The following is a 19,636-nucleotide window of genomic DNA, read 5'->3' as shown; positions in this document are numbered from 1 at the left end:
GGCACTTATATAGTGAAAAGCACTGCCTAATCTTTTTTACACTGCGCACATCATTGCTCGAACACAACAAACGTCAGCGGCGTGCCGCGATGAGGGATATGAAAATGCGCGTTATGGTCTTGGGTAGCGGCGTCATCGGTACCGCCAGTGCTTATTATCTGGCTCGAGCCGGGTTTGAAGTGGTGGTCGTGGATCGTCAGCCGGCCGCTGCCATGGAGACCAGTTTCGCCAACGCCGGCCAGGTGTCGCCGGGTTATGCCTCGCCGTGGGCGGCACCGGGTGTACCGCTCAAGGCGATCAAGTGGCTGCTGCAACGCCACGCCCCGTTGGCGATCAAGGCCACCGCCGACATCGACCAGTACTTGTGGATGGCGCAAATGCTGCGCAACTGCACCGCCAGCCGTTATGCGGTGAACAAGGAGCGCATGGTCCGCCTTTCCGAGTACAGCCGTGACTGTCTCGACGAATTGCGCGCCGAAACAGGCATTGCCTACGAAGGTCGCAGCCTCGGCACGACTCAACTGTTCCGTACCCAGGCGCAACTGGATGGCGCGGCAAAAGACATCGCCGTCCTCAAAGAGTCCGGCGTACCGTTCGAATTGCTCGATCGCGCTGGCATCGCCCGGGTCGAACCGGCCCTGGCCAGCGTTACCGATATCCTCGCCGGTGCCTTGCGCCTGCCGAACGACCAGACGGGCGACTGCCAGATGTTCACCACCCGCCTGGCCGAAATGGCCGTGAAATTGGGCGTTGAATTCCGCTTTGGTCAGGACATCCAAAAGCTCGACTACGCCGGCGACCGCGTCAATGGCGTGTGGATCGACGGCAAGCTGGAAACCGCTGACCGCTACGTACTTGCGCTCGGCAGCTACTCGCCGCAGCTGCTCAAGCCGCTGGGCATCAAGGCCCCGGTGTATCCGCTCAAGGGTTACTCCCTGACCGTGCCGATCACCAACCCGGCCATGGCGCCGACCTCGACCATTCTCGACGAGACCTACAAGGTCGCGATCACCCGTTTCGACAACCGCATCCGGGTCGGCGGCATGGCGGAGATTGCCGGTTTTGACCTGTCGCTTAACCCGCGTCGGCGTGAAACCCTGGAGATGATTGTCAACGACCTCTATCCTCAGGGCGGCGATCTGGCCCAGGCAAGTTTCTGGACCGGCTTGCGTCCGACTACCCCGGACGGTACGCCGATCGTGGGCGCTACCCCGTTCAGCAATCTGTTTTTGAACACCGGTCACGGCACCCTGGGTTGGACCATGGCGTGCGGTTCCGGTCGCTTGCTGGCCGATCTGATGGCGAAAAAAACGCCGCAGATCAGTGCCGAAGGCCTCGATATTTCTCGTTATGGCCACAAAATTCAGGAGTCCGCAAAACATGTCAATCCAGCGCCAGCTCACCAATGAGCGCATGAGCCAGATCGTCGTCCATAGCGGTACCGTGTACCTGTCAGGGCAAGTCGGCGATGATATGAGTGCCGGGATTGAACAGCAGACCCGCGAAACACTGGCCAATATCGAGCGTTTGCTCGATCTGGCGGGGACCGACAAGAGCCGCCTGTTGTCGGTCACGATTTACCTGAAAGACATCGACGCGCATTTCGCCGGCATGAACTCGGTGTGGGACAAGTGGCTGCCAAAGGGCGTCGCCCCAGCCCGTGCCACGGTCGAGTCGAAGCTGTGCGAACCGCAAATCCTGGTTGAGCTGTCGGTGGTGGCCGCTCTGCCTTAAGCAAGATCCCTCTCCCGGTGCGACTGGCGGTGTACGCCACCAGCCGCGCCGGTTTTTCGTCCACTGACCGACCAGAAGTCTGCCGCCATGCGTCCTGCCCGTGCCCTGATCGACCTTCAAGCCCTGCGCCACAACTACCAACTGGCCCGTGAAGTCACGGGGGCCAAAGCCCTCGCAGTGATCAAGGCCGATGCCTACGGTCATGGCGCGGTACGGTGTGCCCAGGCCCTTGAAGCCGAGGCGGACGGGTTTGCCGTGGCCTGCATCGAAGAAGCTCTGGAATTGCGGGCTGCAGGCATTCGCGCGCCGGTCTTGTTGCTCGAAGGCTTTTTCGAAGCCGATGAGCTGTCGCTGATCGTCGAGCACGATTTCTGGTGTGTTGTGCATTCGCTGTGGCAACTCGAAGCCATCGAAAAAGCCTCTGTAAGTAAGCCGATCACGGTATGGCTCAAGCTTGACTCGGGCATGCACCGGGTCGGCCTGCATCCGGCGGACTACCAGGCGGCGTATCAGCGGCTGCTCGCCAGCGGCAAGGTCGCGAAGATTGTGCTGATGAGCCACTTCGCCCGTGCTGACGAGTTGCATGATCAATCCAGTGCTGAACAAGTCGCGGTGTTTGAGGCGGCCCGCCAGGGGTTGTCGGCGCAAATCAGCCTGCGCAATTCCCCAGCGGTGATGGGCTGGCCGCAGGTTCCCAGCGACTGGGTACGCCCAGGCATCATGCTGTACGGCGCGACGCCGTTCGAAGAAGCCAACACGGTGGCCTCGCGCCTGCAACCGGTGATGACCCTCGAGTCGAAAGTCATCTGTGTGCGTGAGCTTCCGGCCGGCGAGCCGATTGGCTATGGCGCCCGTTTTGTCACCCCGAGGCCGATGCGCGTTGGCGTGGTAGCCATGGGTTACGCCGATGGTTATCCGCGCCAGGCACCCACCGGCACGCCGGTCATGGTCGCCGGGCAGCGCAGCCAGTTGATTGGCCGGGTGTCGATGGACATGTTGTGCATCGACCTGACCGACGTGCCACAGGCTGGCCTCGGCTCAACCGTCGAACTGTGGGGCAGGAACGTCCTTGCCAGCGAAGTCGCAGCGGCCGCTGACACGATTCCTTACCAGATATTCTGCAATTTGCGTCGGGTGCCAAAGCTCTATTCCGGGGTTTGACGCAAGGCACGGTGTGCACAATATCGCCTCGCCCAACAGGATTCAGGTCCAAGTGTTGTAAATACTGAACGCTGTCGCCATGATAACGCTCAATATTCCAACAACCTGAATTCCTGGAGGCTCCTGCATTGGACGTCGGTGAACGACTGCAATCCATCCGTAAGCTCAAGGGGCTTTCCCAGCGTGAGCTCGCCAAGCGCGCGGGTGTTACCAACAGCACCATCTCGATGATCGAGAAGAACAGCGTCAGCCCCTCGATCAGTTCGTTGCGCAAGGTGTTGGGCGGTATTCCCATGTCCATGGTCGAGTTCTTTTCCGAAGAAATCCTGCAGGAAAAACCGACCCAGATCGTCTACAAAGCCAATGAGCTGATCGATATCTCCGATGGTGCAGTGACCATGAAGCTGGTCGGCCGGGCTCATCCGAGTCGCGCCATTGCGTTCCTCAACGAAATCTACCCGCCGGGCGCCGACACCGGTGACGAGATGCTCACCCATGAAGGTGAGGAGACCGGGATTGTGCTTGAGGGTCGACTGGAATTGGTGGTCGGGCTTGAAACATTTGTGCTCGAAGCGGGCGATAGCTACTACTTTGAAAGTACCAAGCCGCACCGTTTCCGTAATCCGTTCGATGCGCCGGCGCGACTAATCAGCGCAGCGACACCGGCGAATTTCTGACGCAAGAGGCGTCCTGCCAGTACCGCCGAGGCGCCCGAAGCGTTTTAACGCCATGGAACAAGACCCCTTCGACTTTGGGGTTGTTTCAGTGTGGCGGGCTTACCGTTATACTTGCGCCCGCCTGCGAACCGTGGCCGTGGGCGTGACTAGCCACCATTGAGGGTGAACGCGTGAACCTAATTATGAAAATGCTGGCTGTACCAGCAACCGTACTGGCCCTATGGGCTGTCAGCGCTCAAGCTGCGACGAATGACGATATTGCCAAGCGCCTTGAACCCGTAGGCAAGGTCTGTGTAACAGGTCAAGAGTGCAAAGGCATGGAAGTCGCTGCTTCTGCCGGCGGCGGTGATGCCAAGACCCCTGACTCGATCATTGCAAAACATTGCAACGCTTGCCACGGCTCCGGCCTGCTGGGCGCACCAAAAATTGGTGACACTGCAGCCTGGAAGGAACGTGCGGATCACCAGGGCGGCCTCGACGGCATCCTGGCCAAAGCGATCACCGGGATTAACGCAATGCCGCCAAAAGGCACCTGTGCCGACTGCTCCGATGCAGATCTCAAAGGCGCCATCGAGAAAATGTCCGGCTTGAAATAAGCGTTCATCTTCAGCAAAAAGCCGCTTTCGGGCGGCTTTTTTGTGCCTGTAGGAGCGAGCTTGCTCGCGATGATCGTCAACGATGACGCCGGTGACCTGACGCCCCGCGCAAGCGTGCTCCGCCAATTTTCCACTGTTCCAGACTGTTCAATGCAGCAAAGAGCAGGCAAGCTCGGTCCAACCCTGACTCACGGAATGTAAGGGAAGATCAGATGGTTCAGCTGTGTTCTATCGAGCAAGCGGTCGATGACGTCCTGGCACGGTTACCGGCGCACATTCACATGGGCCTTCCCCTGGGCCTGGGCAAACCCAACCATTTCGTCAATGCGCTGTATCACCGTGTGGCGCAGCTGCCCGAACGCCAGCTGACCGTCTACACCGCGTTGTGCCTGGGCCGACCGGTGCTGGGCGATGGCTTGCAGCGGCGCTTCCTCAAGCCTTTCATCGAGCGGGTGTTCGGCGATTATCCGGAACTGGATTTCCTCGCGGATTTGCTCAAGGACAGCCTGCCGGCCAACGTGCATGTGCAGCAGTTCTTCATGCAGCCAGGCAGCCTGCTCCACAGCGAATCGGCGCAGCAGGATTACGTCAGCAGCAACTACAGCCACGCCGCGCGGGACATCAATGCCGCCGGCTTGAACCTGATCGCCCAGCTTGTGGCCAGCCACAGCGAGCATCCCGATCGCCTGAGCCTGAGCTGCAATCCAGACATCACCCTCGACTTGCTGCCCATGGTGGAAAAACGCCGGGCAGCGGGGGAGACGATCCTGGTGGTCGGGCAGGTGCATAACGATTTGCCTTATATGCCAGGCGACGCTGAAATCGGTATCGATGTCTTCGACCTGTTGATCGATGCCAAGGACGACACCACGCTGTTCTCCACACCCAACATGCCGGTGGGCTTGCAGGACCATTTCATCGGGCTGCACGCCAGCGCACTGGTGCGCGACGGCGGTACGTTGCAGATCGGCATCGGCTCGATGGGCGATGCGCTGACCGCGGCGTTGCTCGCGCGTCAGGCCGACAGTGACGGCTACAAAGCGCTGTTAGCAGACATCAATCTCAGCCAGTGGGCGCAACTGATCGAGCGCGAAGGCGGTATCGAACCGTTCGCCAGAGGCTTGTACGGTTGCAGCGAAATGTTCGTCAACGGCCTGCTGGTGCTGGCGGATGCCGGGATCGTGCGGCGTAAGGTCTACCCGGATGTGCCGACTCAGCAACAGGCCAATGCCGGCACACTGGATGAGGCCGCACAGACCGATGGCATCTCGGTGCATGGCGGGTTTTTCCTCGGGCCGCGCAGCTTCTACGAGCGCCTGCGCGAGTTGCCGCAGAGCAAACGGCTCGAATTCAACATGACCCGCATCAGCTACATCAATGAGCTATACGGTCAGGAGGAGCTCAAGCGTCTGCAACGCCTGGATGCTCGTTTCATCAACACGGTCTTCACCATGACCCTGCTGGGTGCCGGCGTGGCCGACCAGCTGGAGGACGGGCGCGTGCTCAGCGGCGTGGGCGGCCAGTACAACTTTGTCGCCCAGGGTCATGCACTGCAAGGCGCGCGCTCGGTGCTGATCCTGCGCAGCTGGCGCGAGGCGGGTGGGGAGGTCAGTTCAAACATCGTCTGGGAATATGGCCATTGCACCATTCCGCGGCACCTGCGCGATATCGTGGTGACCGAATACGGCATTGCCGATCTGCGTGGCAAAACCGATGCGGCGGTGATCGAGGCGCTGCTGAATATCAGCGACTCGCGCTTTCAGCCGGGGCTGATCGAGCAGGCGCAGAAGGTGGGCAAGTTGCCGAAAGACTTCCGCATCGATCCGCGATTTGCCGACAATACACCGCAACGGCTGCAGGCGATTCAGGCGCGGCATCCGCAGTTGTTCCCGGAATATCCGCTGGGGTGCGATTTCACTGAGGTGGAGCGGGATTTGTTGCGGGCTTTGAACTGGTTGAAGAGCAAGTTCAAGCTGGCGGAAATCCTGGAGCTGGGCAAGGCGGCGCTGGATGCGCCAGAGGCGTCGCAGTTTCCGGTGCACCTGGAACGGATGCAGCTGACTAACCCGGACGGATTGAAAGAGGATCTGTTCCAGCGGTTGTTGCTCACCGGCCTCAAGGCCACCTCGCAATAACGCCCAACACAAGACCCACTGTGGGAGCCAGCCTGCTGGGGATGGCTGTCTGTCAGTCACTAAGATGTTGACTGACAAGATGCCATCGCCAGCAGGCTGGCTCCCACAGAGAGAACACAATGCCGCAGGTTACTCGATGAAGGTTACCACGCCATCCTTCAGCGACTGCACGCGCGCCAGCGACTCGACGCGATAACCCTGCGAATCCAGCTCGGCCCGCCCGCCCTGGAACGACTTCTCGATCACGATCCCCAGGCCGGCCACGGTCGCACCGGCTTGCTTGATGATCGAGATCAGCGCCTGGGACGCCTTGCCGTTGGCCAGAAAGTCATCAATGATCAGCACGCGGTCGCTGCTGGTCAGGTGGCGCGGGGAGATCGCCACGGTGCTTTCGGTCTTCTTGGTGAACGAGTAAACGGTCGCTGACAGCAGGTTTTCGGTCAGGGTCAGGGACTGTTGCTTGCGAGCGAAGATCACTGGCACGCCGAGGTTCAGCCCGGTCATGATCGCCGGCGCAATGCCCGAGGCTTCAATGGTGACGATCTTGGTGATACCCGAGTCCTTGAACAGCGCGGCAAATTCGTCGCCGATCAGCTTCATCAGGGCCGGGTCGATCTGGTGGTTCAAAAAGGCGTCAACCTTCAGGACCTGATCGGAAAGCACGATGCCTTCTTCGCGGATTTTCTTGTGCAGTGCTTCCATGAAGCTTTCCTCTACTGGCGCGAGATGCGCCTAGCTTGTCAAAAAGTGTTTGGTTAAAAAGTATTCGATTCTAGCGCTTTAACATTGCCCGTATATCCGCCAATGCGGTATTGCCGCGAACGGCTTTGACTTCAACGGGGGTGTCGTCATTGCCTTCCCACGCCAGGTCGTCCGGCGGCAGCTCATCGAGGAAGCGGCTCGGCGCACAGTCGATGATCTCGCCATATTGCTTGCGCTTGGCCGCGAAGGTGAAGGCCAGGGTCTGGCGCGCGCGGGTAATGCCCACGTAGGCCAGGCGGCGTTCTTCTTCGATGGTGTCGGCTTCGATGCTGGAGCGGTGGGGTAGGATTTCCTCTTCCATGCCCATGATGAACACGTAGGGGAATTCCAGGCCCTTGGAGGCATGCAAGGTCATCATCTGCACACCTTCGGCGCCGTCTTCCTCTTCCTGCTGACGTTCCAGCATGTCGCGCAACACCAGTTTGCCGATGGCGTCTTCGACGGTCATCTCGCCTTCTTCGTCCTTCTCGAGGGTGTTTTTCAATGCCTCGATCAGGAACCAGACGTTGCCCATCCGGTAATCGGCCGCCTTGTCGCTGGAGCTGTTGGTGCGCAGCCAGTTCTCATAGTCAATGTCCATCACCATGCTGCGCAGCGCCGAAATCGGATCTTCGCCGGCACACTGCTCGCGGACCTTGTCCATGAAGCGCTTGAAGCGCGACAGGCGATCGGTGAACCGCGTATCCAGGTGTTCGCCCAAGCCGATTTCGTCGGTGGCCGCGTACATCGAGATCTTGCGTTCAGTGGCGTAGTTACCGAGTTTTTCCAGGGTGGTCGAGCCGATTTCCCGGCGTGGGACGTTGATCACTCGCAGGAAGGCGTTGTCGTCGTCCGGGTTCACGATCAGGCGGAAGTAGGCCATCAGGTCCTTCACTTCCTGGCGCCCGAAGAAGCTATTACCGCCCGACAACCGATACGGAATCTGGTGGTGTTGCAGTTTCAGCTCGATCAGCTTGGCCTGGTAGTTGCCGCGGTACAGGATCGCGAAATCGCTGTAGGGCCGGTCAGTGCGCAGGTGCAGGGTCAGCAGTTCCACGGCCACGCGCTCGGCTTCGGCGTCTTCGTTACGGCAGCGGATCACGCGGATCTCGTCGCCGTGGCCCATCTCGCTCCACAGCTGCTTTTCGAACTCGTGGGGGTTGTTGGAGATCAGCACGTTGGCGCAGCGCAGGATGCGGCTGGTGGAGCGGTAGTTCTGCTCGAGCATGACCACTTTCAGGGACGGATAATCGTCCTTGAGCAGCATCAGGTTTTCCGGCCGCGCGCCACGCCAGGCGTAGATCGACTGGTCGTCGTCGCCCACCACGGTGAACTGGTTGCGCGTACCGATCAGCAGTTTCACCAGCAAATACTGGCTGGCGTTGGTGTCCTGGTACTCGTCCACCAGCAGGTAGCGGACCTTGTTCTGCCACTTTTCGAGGATGTCGGCGTGTTCCTGGAACAGCTTTACCGGCAGCAGGATCAGGTCGTCGAAATCCACCGCGTTGAACGCCTTGAGCGTACGTTGATAGTGGGTATAGACGATGGCGGCGGTCTGCTCCTTGGGATTGCGCGCGTTTTCCAGGGCCTCGGCAGGCAGGATGAGGTCGTTCTTCCACGAGCCGATCATGTTCTTGATCTCGTCGACGCCGTCGTCGCCCGCGTATTCCTTCTGCATGATGTCGGTCATCAAGGATTTGACGTCGGTTTCGTCAAAAATCGAGAAGCCGGGCTTGTAGCCCAGGCGAACATGTTCCTTGCGGATGATGTTCAGGCCCAGGTTGTGGAAGGTGCACACCGTCAGGCCGCGGCCTTCGCCGCCCTTGAGCAGGGTGCCGACCCGTTCCTTCATCTCGCGCGCAGCCTTGTTGGTAAAGGTCATGGCGACGATGTACTGGGCGCGGATGCCGCAGTTCTGGATCAGGTGCGCAATTTTGCGCGTGATCACGCTGGTCTTGCCGGAGCCTGCGCCGGCGAGCACCAAAAGAGGGCCGCCGACATAGCTCACGGCTTCTTGCTGCCGGGGATTGAGTCGGGACATACGGAATCAGGGAGTCGTTTGCGAAATGGGCCGGCATTTTAACAGGCTCAGCAATTTGTGCTGCTCTCTCCGACTTGTGACGCACCACGCTAACTGTATTTGCCGGTTTTGTTACTTTCACGCAGGATACGTGAGGTATTTGCGTCTAATGTTCGTAATTCCTGATACAAAAGCCACGTCTGATAACTGATGTCATTTGGTCATTGGTTGGCGGCCCGGCATAATGCCCGGCGCGTACACCACTGCAGAGTCTAGGGAGCTAGCTTGTCTTCGCCTGTCGAACCCTTGCGTTTGCTGCTACTGGCAGAAGAGCCAGCGTGGACAGCGTTGTTGCGCGAGTGTCTGGCTCCAATGGGGAGCTCGGCCGTGCTCATCAGCGCTCCGAATTGGGAGTCTGTCAGCAGTCTGTTCGATGACAACCGCAGCGCGGTGTTGTTGACGATTCCTGCTTTGCAGCCACTTCCCGGTCGTTGCACCTTGCCAACGGTGTTGCTGCTCGAACACGAGCCGGCGTCGCCGCCCGATGGCGTGAGTGACTGGTTGGTGCGCGATCTGCTTGATACAGGCATGTTGCAGCGCTGTCTGCGCCATGTGCGCGAACGGGGGCTGCTGGAGACCACCCTGCAGCGTCTGGCCGAGCAGGACCCCTTGACCGGCATCGCCAATCGCCAGGGTTTTCAGACCCTGCTGGCGGCCCGGCTGGTGGAAAACGATGGCCGTGGCCTGGCACTCGGGCACCTGGACCTCGACAACTTTCGTCACGCCAACGACGCGTTGGGGCATCAGGCGGGCGACCGGTTGATCCTGCAAGTCGTTGCCAGGCTCAAAAGCCAGCTGGAGGTGGGTGATCAGCTGGCGCGGTTGGGCAGCGACGAGTTTGCGCTGCTGATAGACACCCGCCGGGCACCCCAGCGCGCCGAGTGGATGGCCGAACGTATCACCGAAGCACTGGCCGAACCCTACTGGGTCGACGGCGAAAGCCTGTTGATCGGGTCCAGCCTGGGCATCGCCCATGCTCGCGCCCAGGCCGGCGCCGACCCGCTGATGTGGCACGCGCACATCGCCATGCAGCAGGCCAAGAGCACCCAGGGCTGCACCTTTCATATCTTTAACGAACGCATCAATCGCAATGCGCGCAGCATGGCCGACCTGGAAAGCGAACTGCGACGGGCATTGCGCCGGGATGAGCTGGAGCTGCACTACCAGCCGCGGCTGAACCTCGAAGACGGGCAGATCGTCGGCCTCGAAGCGCTGGTGCGCTGGCGTCATGCCGAGCGCGGTTTGCTGCCGCCAAGCGAATTTGTGCCCTTGGCCGAGCAGAGCGGCTTGATCGTGCCCCTGGGTTACTGGGTGATTTCCCGTGCACTGCGTGACATGCAGGCCCTGCGCGAGCGCGGGCTGCCGGCGCTGCACATGGCGATCAACCTGTCGTTTCGGCAGTTCCAGGACAGCCAGTTGCTGCCCACCCTCAGCCGCCTGATCATCGAGCGCGGAGTCGAGGCGCAGTGGCTGGAATTCGAACTGACAGAGACCGCAGTGATGCGCCGCAGCGATCTGGTCAAGCAGACCATGGATGCCCTCGGGCGCCTGGGCGTGCGCTTTTCCCTGGATGACTTCGGTACCGGCTTCTCGTCATTCGTGCACCTCAACAGCCTGCCGATCGCCTTGCTGAAGGTCGACAAGAGTTTTGTCGGCGGGATGGAAGAGCGCGAGGAGAATCGCAAACTGGTGCACGCGATGATCAACCTGGCGCACAACCTCAATCTTGAAGTGGTGGCCGAAGGCGTGGAAACCCCGGAGCAGCTGGATCTGTTGCGTGGTTTTGGCTGTGATCAGGTGCAGGGGTACCTGATCAGCAAGCCGTTGCCGTTGGTGGAGCTCGTTGAATACCTGACCTTCGGTTCCAGCCAACAGGCCGTTGTGGAGGCCATTTAAAAGATCGTCCGAACGCGGCCCGAGCGTTTGGACGATCTTTTGATCTTAATCCGGTTGAATCACCCTGAAACTGGCCTGCACCGCAGGCTCACGCCGAATCATGCGCTTCATCTTCCACTCAAACGCCAGCGTCAGGCTCACTGCCGCACACGCCAGACCCAGCGCCAGGCCCCACCAGACGCCCGTTGGGCCCCAGTCGAGATGGAATGCCATCCACCAGGCTGCCGGCGCGCCGATCAGCCAGTAGCAGGCCAATCCAACCAGGAAGGTGGTCTTGGCATCTTTGAGCCCGCGTATGCAGCCCATGGCGATGGTCTGCGTGCCGTCGAACAGCTCGAACCAGGCGGCGACGGCCAACAGGCTCACGGCCAATTCGATGACCGGGCGGAACGCTGGATCATTATGGTCCAGGAACAAGCCAATCAATTGATGCGGCAGCAGCCAGAAAACCATCGCGAAGCCGAGCATCGCCGCCGCTCCGAACACAATACCAACCCGTCCTGCCAGCCGTGCATCCAGCAGTTGCCCGGCACCGTAGTGCTGGCCGATGCGCATGGTGATCGCGTAGGACATGCCGGCCGGCACCATGAAGGCCACCGAAACGATCTGCAGGGCAATCTGGTGCGCACCCAGTTGCGTGCTGCCCATGGTGCCCATGCACAGCGCCGCGAAGGCAAACAGCCCGACCTCCACCGCGTAGGTGCCGCCGATGGGCAGGCCCAGCCGCCACAGCTCCTTCAGGTACTGACGGTTGGGCCGCGACAGGCCTTCACGCAATGGATAAGCGTCATACGCCCTATGCCGCCGAATATGCAGGGCCAGCGCCAACGCCATCAGGTTGGCGACGATGGCCGTGACCAGCCCTATCCCCACCAGCCCCATCTTGGGCAGGCCGAACATGCCGGTGATCAACGCATAGTTGAGCAGGAAGTTCGCCACCGTGCCGGCGAGGCTGATCACCATCACCGGTGTCGCCCGGCCGATCGCACTGGTGAAGCCGCGCAGGGCCATGAAGCTCAAGTAGCCGGGCAGGGCGAACGGCAGGATCATCAGGAATTGCCCGGCCATATGGACGTTGCTTTCGGTCTGGCCGAACAGCAGCAGCACGGGCTTGAGGTTCCACAGCAACAGGCCGGCGGCCAGTGCCATCAGCCACGCCAGCCACAAACCTGCCTGGGTCAGCCGGGCGGCGCCAACGATATCGCCCGCACCCTGACGGATAGCTACCAGGGTGCCGACTGCCGCAATCACCCCAATGCAGAAAATCGACACAAAAGAGTAGGTGGCCGCACCCAGGCCGCCGCCGGCAAGCGCCTCGGGGCTAATGCGCGCCATCATCAAGGTGTCGGTGAGGACCATCAGCATATGCGCCAACTGCGAGGCAATCAGCGGCCCCGCCAGCCGCAGAATGGCCCAGAGTTCAATACGCGCTGGATGCTTCATGATCATCACGCTCGATTTTCAGAGGGAACAGTAGACCGTCGATTTTCGGCGCTCTGGAGGATTTCCACAAAGGGATAAAAAGGATGGATGGCATGACTAAAACTCATCATGGACGAGTTTCTGCTAAGTTGTTGCCATTGCGCTGTAGGAGCTTTCTGAATGTCTCGTCGTCTTCCTCCGTTGTATGCCCTGCGTGCTTTCGAAGCGGCCGCTCGCCACAGTTCGTTTACCCGTGCCGCGCAAGAGCTGTCGATCACCCAGAGCGCGGTCAGTCGGCATATTCGTACGCTCGAAGAGCACTTTGCCTGCCGATTGTTTCACCGCAGTGGCCGCAACCTGCAACTGACCGAATCGGCCCGGTTGTTGCTGCCCGGCATCCGCGAAGGCTTCGCCGCCCTGGAGCGGGCGTGCAACACCCTGCGCGCCGAAGATGACATCCTGCGCATGAAGGCGCCTTCGACCCTGACCATGCGCTGGTTGCTGGCGCGCCTGAGCCGCTTCCGTCACCTGCAACCGGGCAATGAGGTGCAGCTCACCAGCGCCTGGATGGACGTCGATTCGGTGGACTTCAACGACGAGCCCTTCGACTGTGCCGTGCTGTTGAGCAACGGCCATTTCCCACCTGACTGGGAGGCCAGTTATCTGTTCCCCGAAGAACTGATCCCGGTCGGTGCGCCGAACCTGCTGAGCGAGCAGCCTTGGGACGTGACGCGCCTGGCCAATACCGAACTGCTGCACCCCACACCGGACCGCCGCGACTGGCGCAACTGGCTGGAACGCATGGGCCTGGCTGAACAGGTGTCGCTCAAGGGCGGGCAGGTGTTCGATACGCTGGAGCTGGGCATGATCGCCGCCGCCCGTGGCTACGGCGTGTCGATGGGCGACTTGTTGATGGTGGCCGAGGATGTCGCTCAGGGGCGCCTGAGTTTGCCGTGGCCGACTGCCGTCGCCAGCGGTGAGAAATATTACCTGGTCTGGCCGAAAACCCGGCCGGGCGGTGAACGGATGCGCCGCCTCAGTGACTTCCTGCAGGGCGAGGTCAGGGCCATGGAGTTGCCGGACGTCGAGCACCTGAGCTGAATCGATAGAGCCTGTGCAGCGACAGGCTCCGGCAGTATCCCGGTATTCGGCTCAAGTATTCAGGTTTACCGCCGAAGAGATGCAGGTGGAACCTTCGTGCAGGTTCGACGTAACCCCATTATTAGAAATGTCGCTGAGTGTGCAGCCCGATCAAGGAGGATTCGGACGCTTGGCCAGGAGCTGTCATGTCTCAACCTCGCGCCCGCATCGCCTCACAGCTGGGTATCGCGCTTGCCGTGATACTGGCGATCGTCATCAGCTGCAGCACTGTGTTTGCCCTGCGCTCGCTGGACACCGCCAACCTTGCCACCCGCGAGGAACACCTGGCCAGCGAAGCAAGGCTGCTGGCCGATCAATTGAGCACCTTCCACGGTACGCTGCGTGAGAGTACCCAGCGCCTCAGCGGCTTGTTCGAGAAGCGCTTCAGCGCCGGCCTGAGTCTGCACCCGGAGCAGCCGGTGACGGTCGCGGGCGTGCAGACCCCAGGCTTGCACCTGGGCAGCGAAGTGCTGAACAACAACTTCCAGGAAGTGGACGAGTTCAAGCAGATGACCGCCGGGGTTGCCACGTTGTTCGTGCGTAACGGCGACGACTTCATCCGGGTCAGCACTTCCCTGAGCAAGCAGGACGGCACGCGCGCCATTGGCACGCTGCTCGATCACGCGCACCCGGCGTATGCGCGCCTGATGGCGGGGCAGAGCTACGTCGGCCGGGCCCTGTTGTTTGAACGGTCCTACATGACTCAGTACACCCCCGTACGCGACAGCGGCGGCAGGGTGATTGCGGTGCTGTTTGTAGGGTTCGATTACACCGACGCGCAGAACGCGCAATTTGCCAATCTCAAACGCTTCCGCATCGGCCAGACCGGCTCCCTGGCGTTACTCGACGAACAGGGCAAATGGCTGGTGCCGATTGCGGGCGTGCAGGCGTTGGAGCAGGCGGCGCCGACCCTTGCCGCGCTGGCAAAAACGCCTGGTAAAGGTGAGTTCTGGAGCGACAAATCCGAAGACTTTTACAGCGTCGCCGTACCGTTCGAGGGTGGCCCATGGTCAGTGGTGGCGAGCATGCCCCAAGCGGAAATTCGCGCCGTGACCTGGAGTGTCGGCATTCAATTGGCGATTGGCAGCCTGCTGGCCATGCTGATCGCCGTGGGCGCGGCGGTCTGGTTGTTGCGCAGCAAGCTGGCGCCACTGGGTGATCTGGTGCGTCAGGCCGAGGCGCTGGGCGCGGGGGATCTGAGCGTGCGCCTGAATGTCTCGAGCCATGATGAAATCGGCCAGTTGGCCCGTGCCTTCAACCAGATGAGCCAGGCCCTGTCGACCATGGTCGAGCACATCCGCAAAGCCTCGCAAGAGGTCAACAGCCGTGCCCAGGCCTTGTCTGGTTTGTCCGGTGGTGCTTACGAAGGCATGGAGCAGCAGTCGGGCGAGATCACCAGCATGGCTGGCGCGGTGGAGGAATTCAGTGCCACTTCCCTGAACATCGCCGACAACATGGGCAGCACGCAGGTGCTGGCTCAGGAAAACGCACAGCAAACCCGGATCGGTCGTACGTCGATGGACGAAGCGTCTTCGTCTCTTGAACAAATTGCGGGCGCGCTGAACAGCACGGCGACGGTCATCAACACACTGGGCCAGCGCTCTCAGGAAATTGGCGGCATCGTCGGGGTGATCACCTCAATCGCCGAGCAGACCAATTTGCTGGCACTCAACGCGGCCATTGAAGCCGCCCGCGCCGGCGAGCAAGGCCGGGGCTTTGCGGTGGTGGCCGATGAAGTGCGCAATCTGGCTTCCCGTACTCGCCAGGCAACCGATGAAATCTCGCTGATGATCCAGAGCATCCAGCAGGAAACCGGCAACGCCATCAGCACCATGGAGCAGGGCAAGGTGCTGATGCAGGAAGGCTTGTCGCGCAACGCCAATGTCGCCTCGGCCCTGGCGCGGATCGATGAGCAGAGTCGCTCGGCTGGCCAGCAGTTTTCGGCAATCACCACGGCCACCCAGGAACAAAGCAGCACCGCGACGTTGCTCAGCAGCAACCTGCAAAGCATTGCGCTGGCCAACAGCGAGCAGCGCGAGGTGGTGTCGCACCTGGCCGTGACGGCCAAGGAGCTGGAGAGCCTGGCGGCGGAGTTGCGGCAGGAGGTTGACCGGTTTCGCTGAGGTGCCCCGGCTATGGCCATCGCGAGTCGGGCATCGCGTTGCGGGATCAGGTTTTATCCCAAAAGGACTTATCCCAGCAAAAAACGCTTAGAAAATGATGCTTTCTGAAAAAAACGCTTACTGACTAGGCGGTCGACGTCCTGTATTGAAGTGCTTCAGCCAAGTGTTCGCGTTGGATGGCATCGATCTGCTCAAGGTCCGCCAAGGTGCGCGCTACCTTGAGCAGCCGATGGGCCGAGCGTAGCGACAGGGTCAATCTTTCGCAGGCGGATTCCAGCCAGGTTTCATCGGCTGTGGATAACTTGCAGTGTTTGCGCAGGCCTGGCAGGTCGAGAAAGGCGTTGGCGCAGCCCTGGCGCTTGTGCTGCCGTTCCCTGGCGTCGGCTACCAGCACTGCCGCGCTGGCGGAGTCATCGCCGGGTTTCGCTGAAGGGTTCAGCGCTGTGGCTTCCCGCGCCACGGTCAGGTGCAGATCGATGCGGTCCAGCAGCGGGCCGGACAGTTTGTTGCGGTAGCGCTGGACCATGTCCGGGGTGCATGAACACTTGCCCGTTGGTTCGCCAAGATATCCACAGGGACAGGGATTCATCGCCGCGACCAGTTGAAAACGCGCCGGAAAGCGCACGCGATCCCTGGCCCGGGATATCACGATATGGCCGGACTCCATAGGCTCACGCAACACTTCCAAAACCCTGCGATCAAACTCCGGTAGTTCATCAAGGAATAGCACGCCATGGTGGGCGAGGGTGATTTCCCCGGGCTGAGGCTTTGACCCGCCACCCACCAGCGCCGGGCCCGACGCTGAGTGGTGAGGTTGGCGAAAAGGACGTTGCGGCCAGTGACTCAGGGGCGCGCAACTGGCCACCGACTGAATGGCCGCGACTTCCAGCGCCTCGCTTTCGGCCAAGGGTGGCAGCAGCCCCGGCAGTCGACTCGCCAGCAGTGTTTTGCCTGTTCCCGGCGGCCCACTGAGCAGCAGGTTGTGAGCGCCTGCTGCGGCAATCAGCAGCGCCCGTTTGGCCGCGAGCTGGCCCTGTACTTCACTCAGGTCAGGGTAGGGTTTGCTGGCGTGCATCAAGCCGTCGGACACGTATGGAGCGATGGGCTGGTGCCCGTTGAAATGAGCCACGGCCTCCAGCAAATGATCCACGGCAATCACCTGCAGGCCCGATGCCAGGCAGGCCTCTTCGGCGTTCGCCCGCGGTACCAGCAACGTTCGACCCGCCTTGCGCGCCGCCAGGGCGGCGGGCAATACGCCGCGCACCGCCCGCACCGCTCCCGACAACGCCAGTTCCCCCAGGCATTCCACGTCATCCAGTGTCAGCGCTGGCACCTGAACGCTGGCCGACAGAATCCCCAAGGCAATCGCCAAATCAAACCGACCACCATCCTTGGGCAAATCCGCCGGGGCGAGATTGAGCGTGATGCGGCGCGCGGGAAACTGCAGCCCGGAATTGATAATCGCACTGCGCACCCGGTCTTTGCTTTCCTTCACTGCAGTTTCGGGCAAGCCGACCATCGTCAGTGACGGCAAGCCATTGGCGAGATGGACTTCCACGGTGACGGCGGGTGCATCCACGCCGATCTGGGCGCGGCTGTGGACGATGGAGAGGGACATGGTCGTTCCTTGAGCTGACGGAGACCGCTTCCTGCGGTGGTTTCAAGGGTAGACGGGGATTGTGTCTACGGGACAGGGAAAGCTTCGCAGGATGTTGCGAGCGTCTTTCTGGTAGGGGGAAGCGTAAGGAGGTGGGAAGTACCAAGAACCGTCTTGGCGCATTTGCATAAGTGAAATCAGGTTATACACCGAACATTAATGCATAACGTTAAGCTTTAAATGTCGTTAGCTTTAAGTGTTCTGAGACCGAGTACCTGTTTCGCAACGGTAAGACCCGTATGTGGTCAGCCATTCTGGGTGTCGTGGAGCGAAAACTGACGATGCTTGATGCTGCTGCCGTTCTGACGGACCTTCGATCACCACCAGGCAATCGCCTGGAGGCGCTGGATGGGAGTCGAAAAGGTCAGTACAGCATCCGTATCAATGCTCAATGGCGAATTTGCTTTGTATGGGGTCCTAACGGACCAGCGAATGTCGAAATCGTCGATTATCACTGAGGTGAGTAATGACTAAGAATGGTATGCGCCCGGTTCACCCTGGCGAGATCCTCAAAGAGGAATACCTTGAGCCTCTGAGCCTTACGGCGGCAGCCTTGGCCCGAGCGTTGAGCGTTTCGACTCCGACGGTGAATGACATTGTGCTTCAGCGTCGAGGCGTCAGCGCTGATATGGCGCTCAGGCTATCTATCTGCTTGGGCACAACCCCCGAGTTTTGGCTGAACCTGCAATCGACTTACGATTTGCGTAGAGCCGAGATTGAAAGGGGGGCGGCGATTCGGGATCAGGTTGAGCGTCTTCCGCACTGCGCCTGATTCCTCTGGGGTTAAACGAAACCCACGCCATAAGCGTGGGTTTTTTGTTGTTCAGAAAGCGTGGGTTAGCCGCGAAGCACACTTGCACCACGTTGCATTGACCACACCGTGCCGGGGGACGACCAGTGAAGCTGGTCAGCGAATGTGAAGTTAGCGGAGCAAAACGAGGGACGAAATCCGCTCCAGCACGCAGTTTTTGTAGGACCGTTCTGAAATGTTTGAAGGGCATTGCCTGAACCGTCGGGGCGCTCTTGTTTGCTGGGGGGTGCTGCTTATGATCATTGCAGATCAAGCCACCCGGAGAAGGGAAGATGGACAGTAATGGAATGCGCTCGATTTGTTCCGCAGAAGCTCCAGAGGAAGAGCTTCTTGAACCATCGGCTGTCGCGGGGGCTGATCTTGCAGGCCAGCGTTCAGGTTATGAGGTAGCGCTGACAAGGCTTGTCGCGCAAAGCGCAGGCGTCAGTCCGGACCTGGCCAGGAAGCTGGCTGTTCACTTCGATACCACGCCCGATTTCTGGCTGAATCTGCAATCGCATTACGACGCGCTCAGCGACGAGATCGAGCGTGGTTAGCTGCCTATAGCGACTGCAATGCTCGCGAGGCTTTTTTCCACCACGGCACGTTGACGGCGTGTTGCACCGGTTCTTCATCAGGCAGCAGATGCGGCACATCCTGCAGCCGAATCCACGGCTGGTTGTTCCAGTGCAGCAAACTCAAGGACATATCTGGCCAGATCAGCCGGCTCAGGGTTGGACGTTCCGGGCTATCGGGTTGTCGGGCGTCCCTAAGGGCGGGTACCACGTCGTGGGTCAGCCATTCGCGCAGGCTTCTGTACTCGGGGCAGTAGTGATAGATCAGTAGCGCGTAGACGCCGGATTCACTGATCAGCAGCGTGTTTTCGAGGCTGCCATTGAACAGTATCTGTGCGTACTGGTGCTGGTCGGGATCGAGTTTACGAAGTGTACGTTCGTCGAGGGAAAGCCGTAGTAATCGACCGAGGTCCCGGGCGCTGAACCAAGGCTGGTTTTCCAGCAGAAGGGCGTGGAGAGGGCGTTTGTGGCGTGTGAAGACGTGGGGGCTCAGATAATGTTCATCCATGGTGCAGTACCCAAATTCGCTTGCGGAGGAAACTGCCACTAACCGTCGCCAAACGATAAGGGTGGCAGCCGTACGTGGGTTGGCGAGCCGGTGCATGCGAACCCGGCAGACCCGAAGGTCTCCCACGCACAGCCGCCATAATTCGAGCCACGGAAACACGTTCCCGATGTCGGATCTGATGGTTGTGCATGGCATGCGTTCCGGGTCGCCAAACCCAGTGCTGAATGTTCAGCAGAGGCGAGCTTAGGAGATCGTGTTGTATGGCGCAATCTGAAATCTGCTCAATGGGCTGCCAGCCGTCATCGCCAAACGAATGGGTGGCAGTTGTACGCGGGTTGGCGAACCGGAGCAAAAGGAACCCGGCAGACCCGAAGGTCTCCCACGCACAACCGCCATGACTG

At 60.4% G+C, this 19,636-nt stretch carries 16 protein-coding genes and 1 pseudogene; 12 read left to right on the top strand and 5 right to left on the bottom strand.

The window, feature by feature from the left end; genetic code table 11:
* Nucleotides 1–104 precede the first annotated feature (104 nt).
* The 6 genes from dadA (at nucleotide 105) to HYI44_RS04865 (ending at nucleotide 6,303) form a co-directional block, all read left to right on the top strand.
* Complete coding sequence (gene dadA / locus HYI44_RS04890) at nucleotides 105–1,409, top strand: D-amino acid dehydrogenase (RefSeq protein WP_045059199.1); 1,305 nt, start codon at nucleotides 105–107, stop codon at nucleotides 1,407–1,409.
* Nucleotides 1,381–1,734: a RidA family protein gene (locus tag HYI44_RS04885; RefSeq protein WP_045059176.1), complete on the top strand. Its 354-nt coding sequence runs from the start codon at nucleotides 1,381–1,383 to the stop codon at nucleotides 1,732–1,734. The genes dadA and HYI44_RS04885 overlap by 29 nt, the downstream gene beginning before the upstream one ends.
* An 87-nt stretch (nucleotides 1,735–1,821) precedes the next feature.
* Entirely contained in the window at nucleotides 1,822–2,895 is a 1,074-nt protein-coding gene (gene alr, locus HYI44_RS04880) for an alanine racemase (protein ID WP_122840996.1), read from the top strand.
* A 128-nt stretch (nucleotides 2,896–3,023) separates the two neighbouring features.
* On the top strand, nucleotides 3,024–3,572 hold the full coding sequence (locus HYI44_RS04875) for a cupin domain-containing protein (protein WP_122840997.1): 549 nt from the start codon (nucleotides 3,024–3,026) through the stop codon (nucleotides 3,570–3,572).
* Between the two features lie 182 nt (nucleotides 3,573–3,754).
* Nucleotides 3,755–4,168 carry a c-type cytochrome gene (locus tag HYI44_RS04870; RefSeq protein ID WP_122840998.1) on the top strand — a complete coding sequence of 138 codons (414 nt, stop codon included), beginning with the start codon at nucleotides 3,755–3,757 and terminating at the stop codon, nucleotides 4,166–4,168.
* Between the two features lie 212 nt (nucleotides 4,169–4,380).
* Nucleotides 4,381–6,303, top strand: a complete 1,923-nt coding sequence (locus HYI44_RS04865; protein ID WP_205891726.1) for an acetyl-CoA hydrolase/transferase C-terminal domain-containing protein — start codon at nucleotides 4,381–4,383, stop codon at nucleotides 6,301–6,303.
* 129 nt (nucleotides 6,304–6,432) lie between these two features.
* Here HYI44_RS04865 and HYI44_RS04860 read toward each other — a convergent pair whose 3' ends face one another.
* Nucleotides 6,433–7,005: a xanthine phosphoribosyltransferase gene (locus HYI44_RS04860; protein ID WP_016772573.1), complete on the bottom strand. Its 573-nt coding sequence runs from the start codon at nucleotides 7,003–7,005 to the stop codon at nucleotides 6,433–6,435.
* 70 nt (nucleotides 7,006–7,075) lie between these two features.
* Nucleotides 7,076–9,085: a DNA helicase Rep gene (gene rep / locus HYI44_RS04855; protein WP_122841001.1), complete on the bottom strand. Its 2,010-nt coding sequence runs from the start codon at nucleotides 9,083–9,085 to the stop codon at nucleotides 7,076–7,078.
* Between the two features lie 264 nt (nucleotides 9,086–9,349).
* On the opposite strand from rep, the gene HYI44_RS04850 reads away from it, so the two are divergent.
* Entirely contained in the window at nucleotides 9,350–11,020 is a 1,671-nt protein-coding gene (locus tag HYI44_RS04850; protein ID WP_225568889.1) for a putative bifunctional diguanylate cyclase/phosphodiesterase, read from the top strand.
* A gap of 45 nt (nucleotides 11,021–11,065) precedes the next feature.
* Here HYI44_RS04850 and HYI44_RS04845 read toward each other — a convergent pair whose 3' ends face one another.
* Complete coding sequence (locus HYI44_RS04845) at nucleotides 11,066–12,463, bottom strand: NorM family multidrug efflux MATE transporter (protein ID WP_122841003.1); 1,398 nt, start codon at nucleotides 12,461–12,463, stop codon at nucleotides 11,066–11,068.
* A 159-nt stretch (nucleotides 12,464–12,622) separates the two neighbouring features.
* Here HYI44_RS04845 and HYI44_RS04840 point away from each other — a divergent pair, with 159 nt between their 5' ends.
* The gene (locus HYI44_RS04840; RefSeq protein ID WP_225568888.1) at nucleotides 12,623–13,543 is read left to right on the top strand and encodes a LysR substrate-binding domain-containing protein; all 921 of its coding nucleotides are present in this window, start codon (nucleotides 12,623–12,625) and stop codon (nucleotides 13,541–13,543) included.
* A gap of 185 nt (nucleotides 13,544–13,728) precedes the next feature.
* Nucleotides 13,729–15,705, top strand: a complete 1,977-nt coding sequence (locus HYI44_RS04835) for a methyl-accepting chemotaxis protein (RefSeq protein ID WP_225568887.1) — start codon at nucleotides 13,729–13,731, stop codon at nucleotides 15,703–15,705.
* Nucleotides 15,706–15,829: 124 nt separating this feature from the next.
* Here HYI44_RS04835 and HYI44_RS04830 read toward each other — a convergent pair whose 3' ends face one another.
* Nucleotides 15,830–17,323 carry a YifB family Mg chelatase-like AAA ATPase gene (locus HYI44_RS04830; protein WP_225568886.1) on the bottom strand — a complete coding sequence of 498 codons (1,494 nt, stop codon included), beginning with the start codon at nucleotides 17,321–17,323 and terminating at the stop codon, nucleotides 15,830–15,832.
* A gap of 221 nt (nucleotides 17,324–17,544) precedes the next feature.
* Between HYI44_RS04830 and HYI44_RS04825 the strand changes: the two are divergent.
* The 3 genes and pseudogenes from HYI44_RS04825 to HYI44_RS04815 all read left to right on the top strand — a co-directional run.
* Nucleotides 17,545–17,820, top strand: a pseudogene (locus tag HYI44_RS04825) (type II toxin-antitoxin system RelE/ParE family toxin); the annotation flags it as partial.
* An 8-nt stretch (nucleotides 17,821–17,828) separates the two neighbouring features.
* Nucleotides 17,829–18,134 carry a HigA family addiction module antitoxin gene (locus HYI44_RS04820; protein WP_045059703.1) on the top strand — a complete coding sequence of 102 codons (306 nt, stop codon included), beginning with the start codon at nucleotides 17,829–17,831 and terminating at the stop codon, nucleotides 18,132–18,134.
* Nucleotides 18,135–18,445: 311 nt separating this feature from the next.
* Complete coding sequence (locus tag HYI44_RS04815; RefSeq protein WP_225568885.1) at nucleotides 18,446–18,709, top strand: helix-turn-helix transcriptional regulator; 264 nt, start codon at nucleotides 18,446–18,448, stop codon at nucleotides 18,707–18,709.
* 4 nt (nucleotides 18,710–18,713) lie between these two features.
* On the opposite strand, the gene HYI44_RS04810 is transcribed toward HYI44_RS04815, so the two are convergent.
* Nucleotides 18,714–19,235, bottom strand: a complete 522-nt coding sequence (locus HYI44_RS04810) for a Bro-N domain-containing protein (protein ID WP_225568884.1) — start codon at nucleotides 19,233–19,235, stop codon at nucleotides 18,714–18,716.
* Between the last annotated feature and the right edge of the window lie 401 nt (nucleotides 19,236–19,636).

The sequence above is a fragment of the Pseudomonas sp. Y24-6 genome, assembly GCF_020295325.1.
Classification (GTDB): domain Bacteria; phylum Pseudomonadota; class Gammaproteobacteria; order Pseudomonadales; family Pseudomonadaceae; genus Aquipseudomonas; species Aquipseudomonas gregormendelii.
The sequence above is the reverse complement of the archived record's forward strand: the minus strand, read 5'-3'. Positions and strand labels throughout refer to the sequence as shown.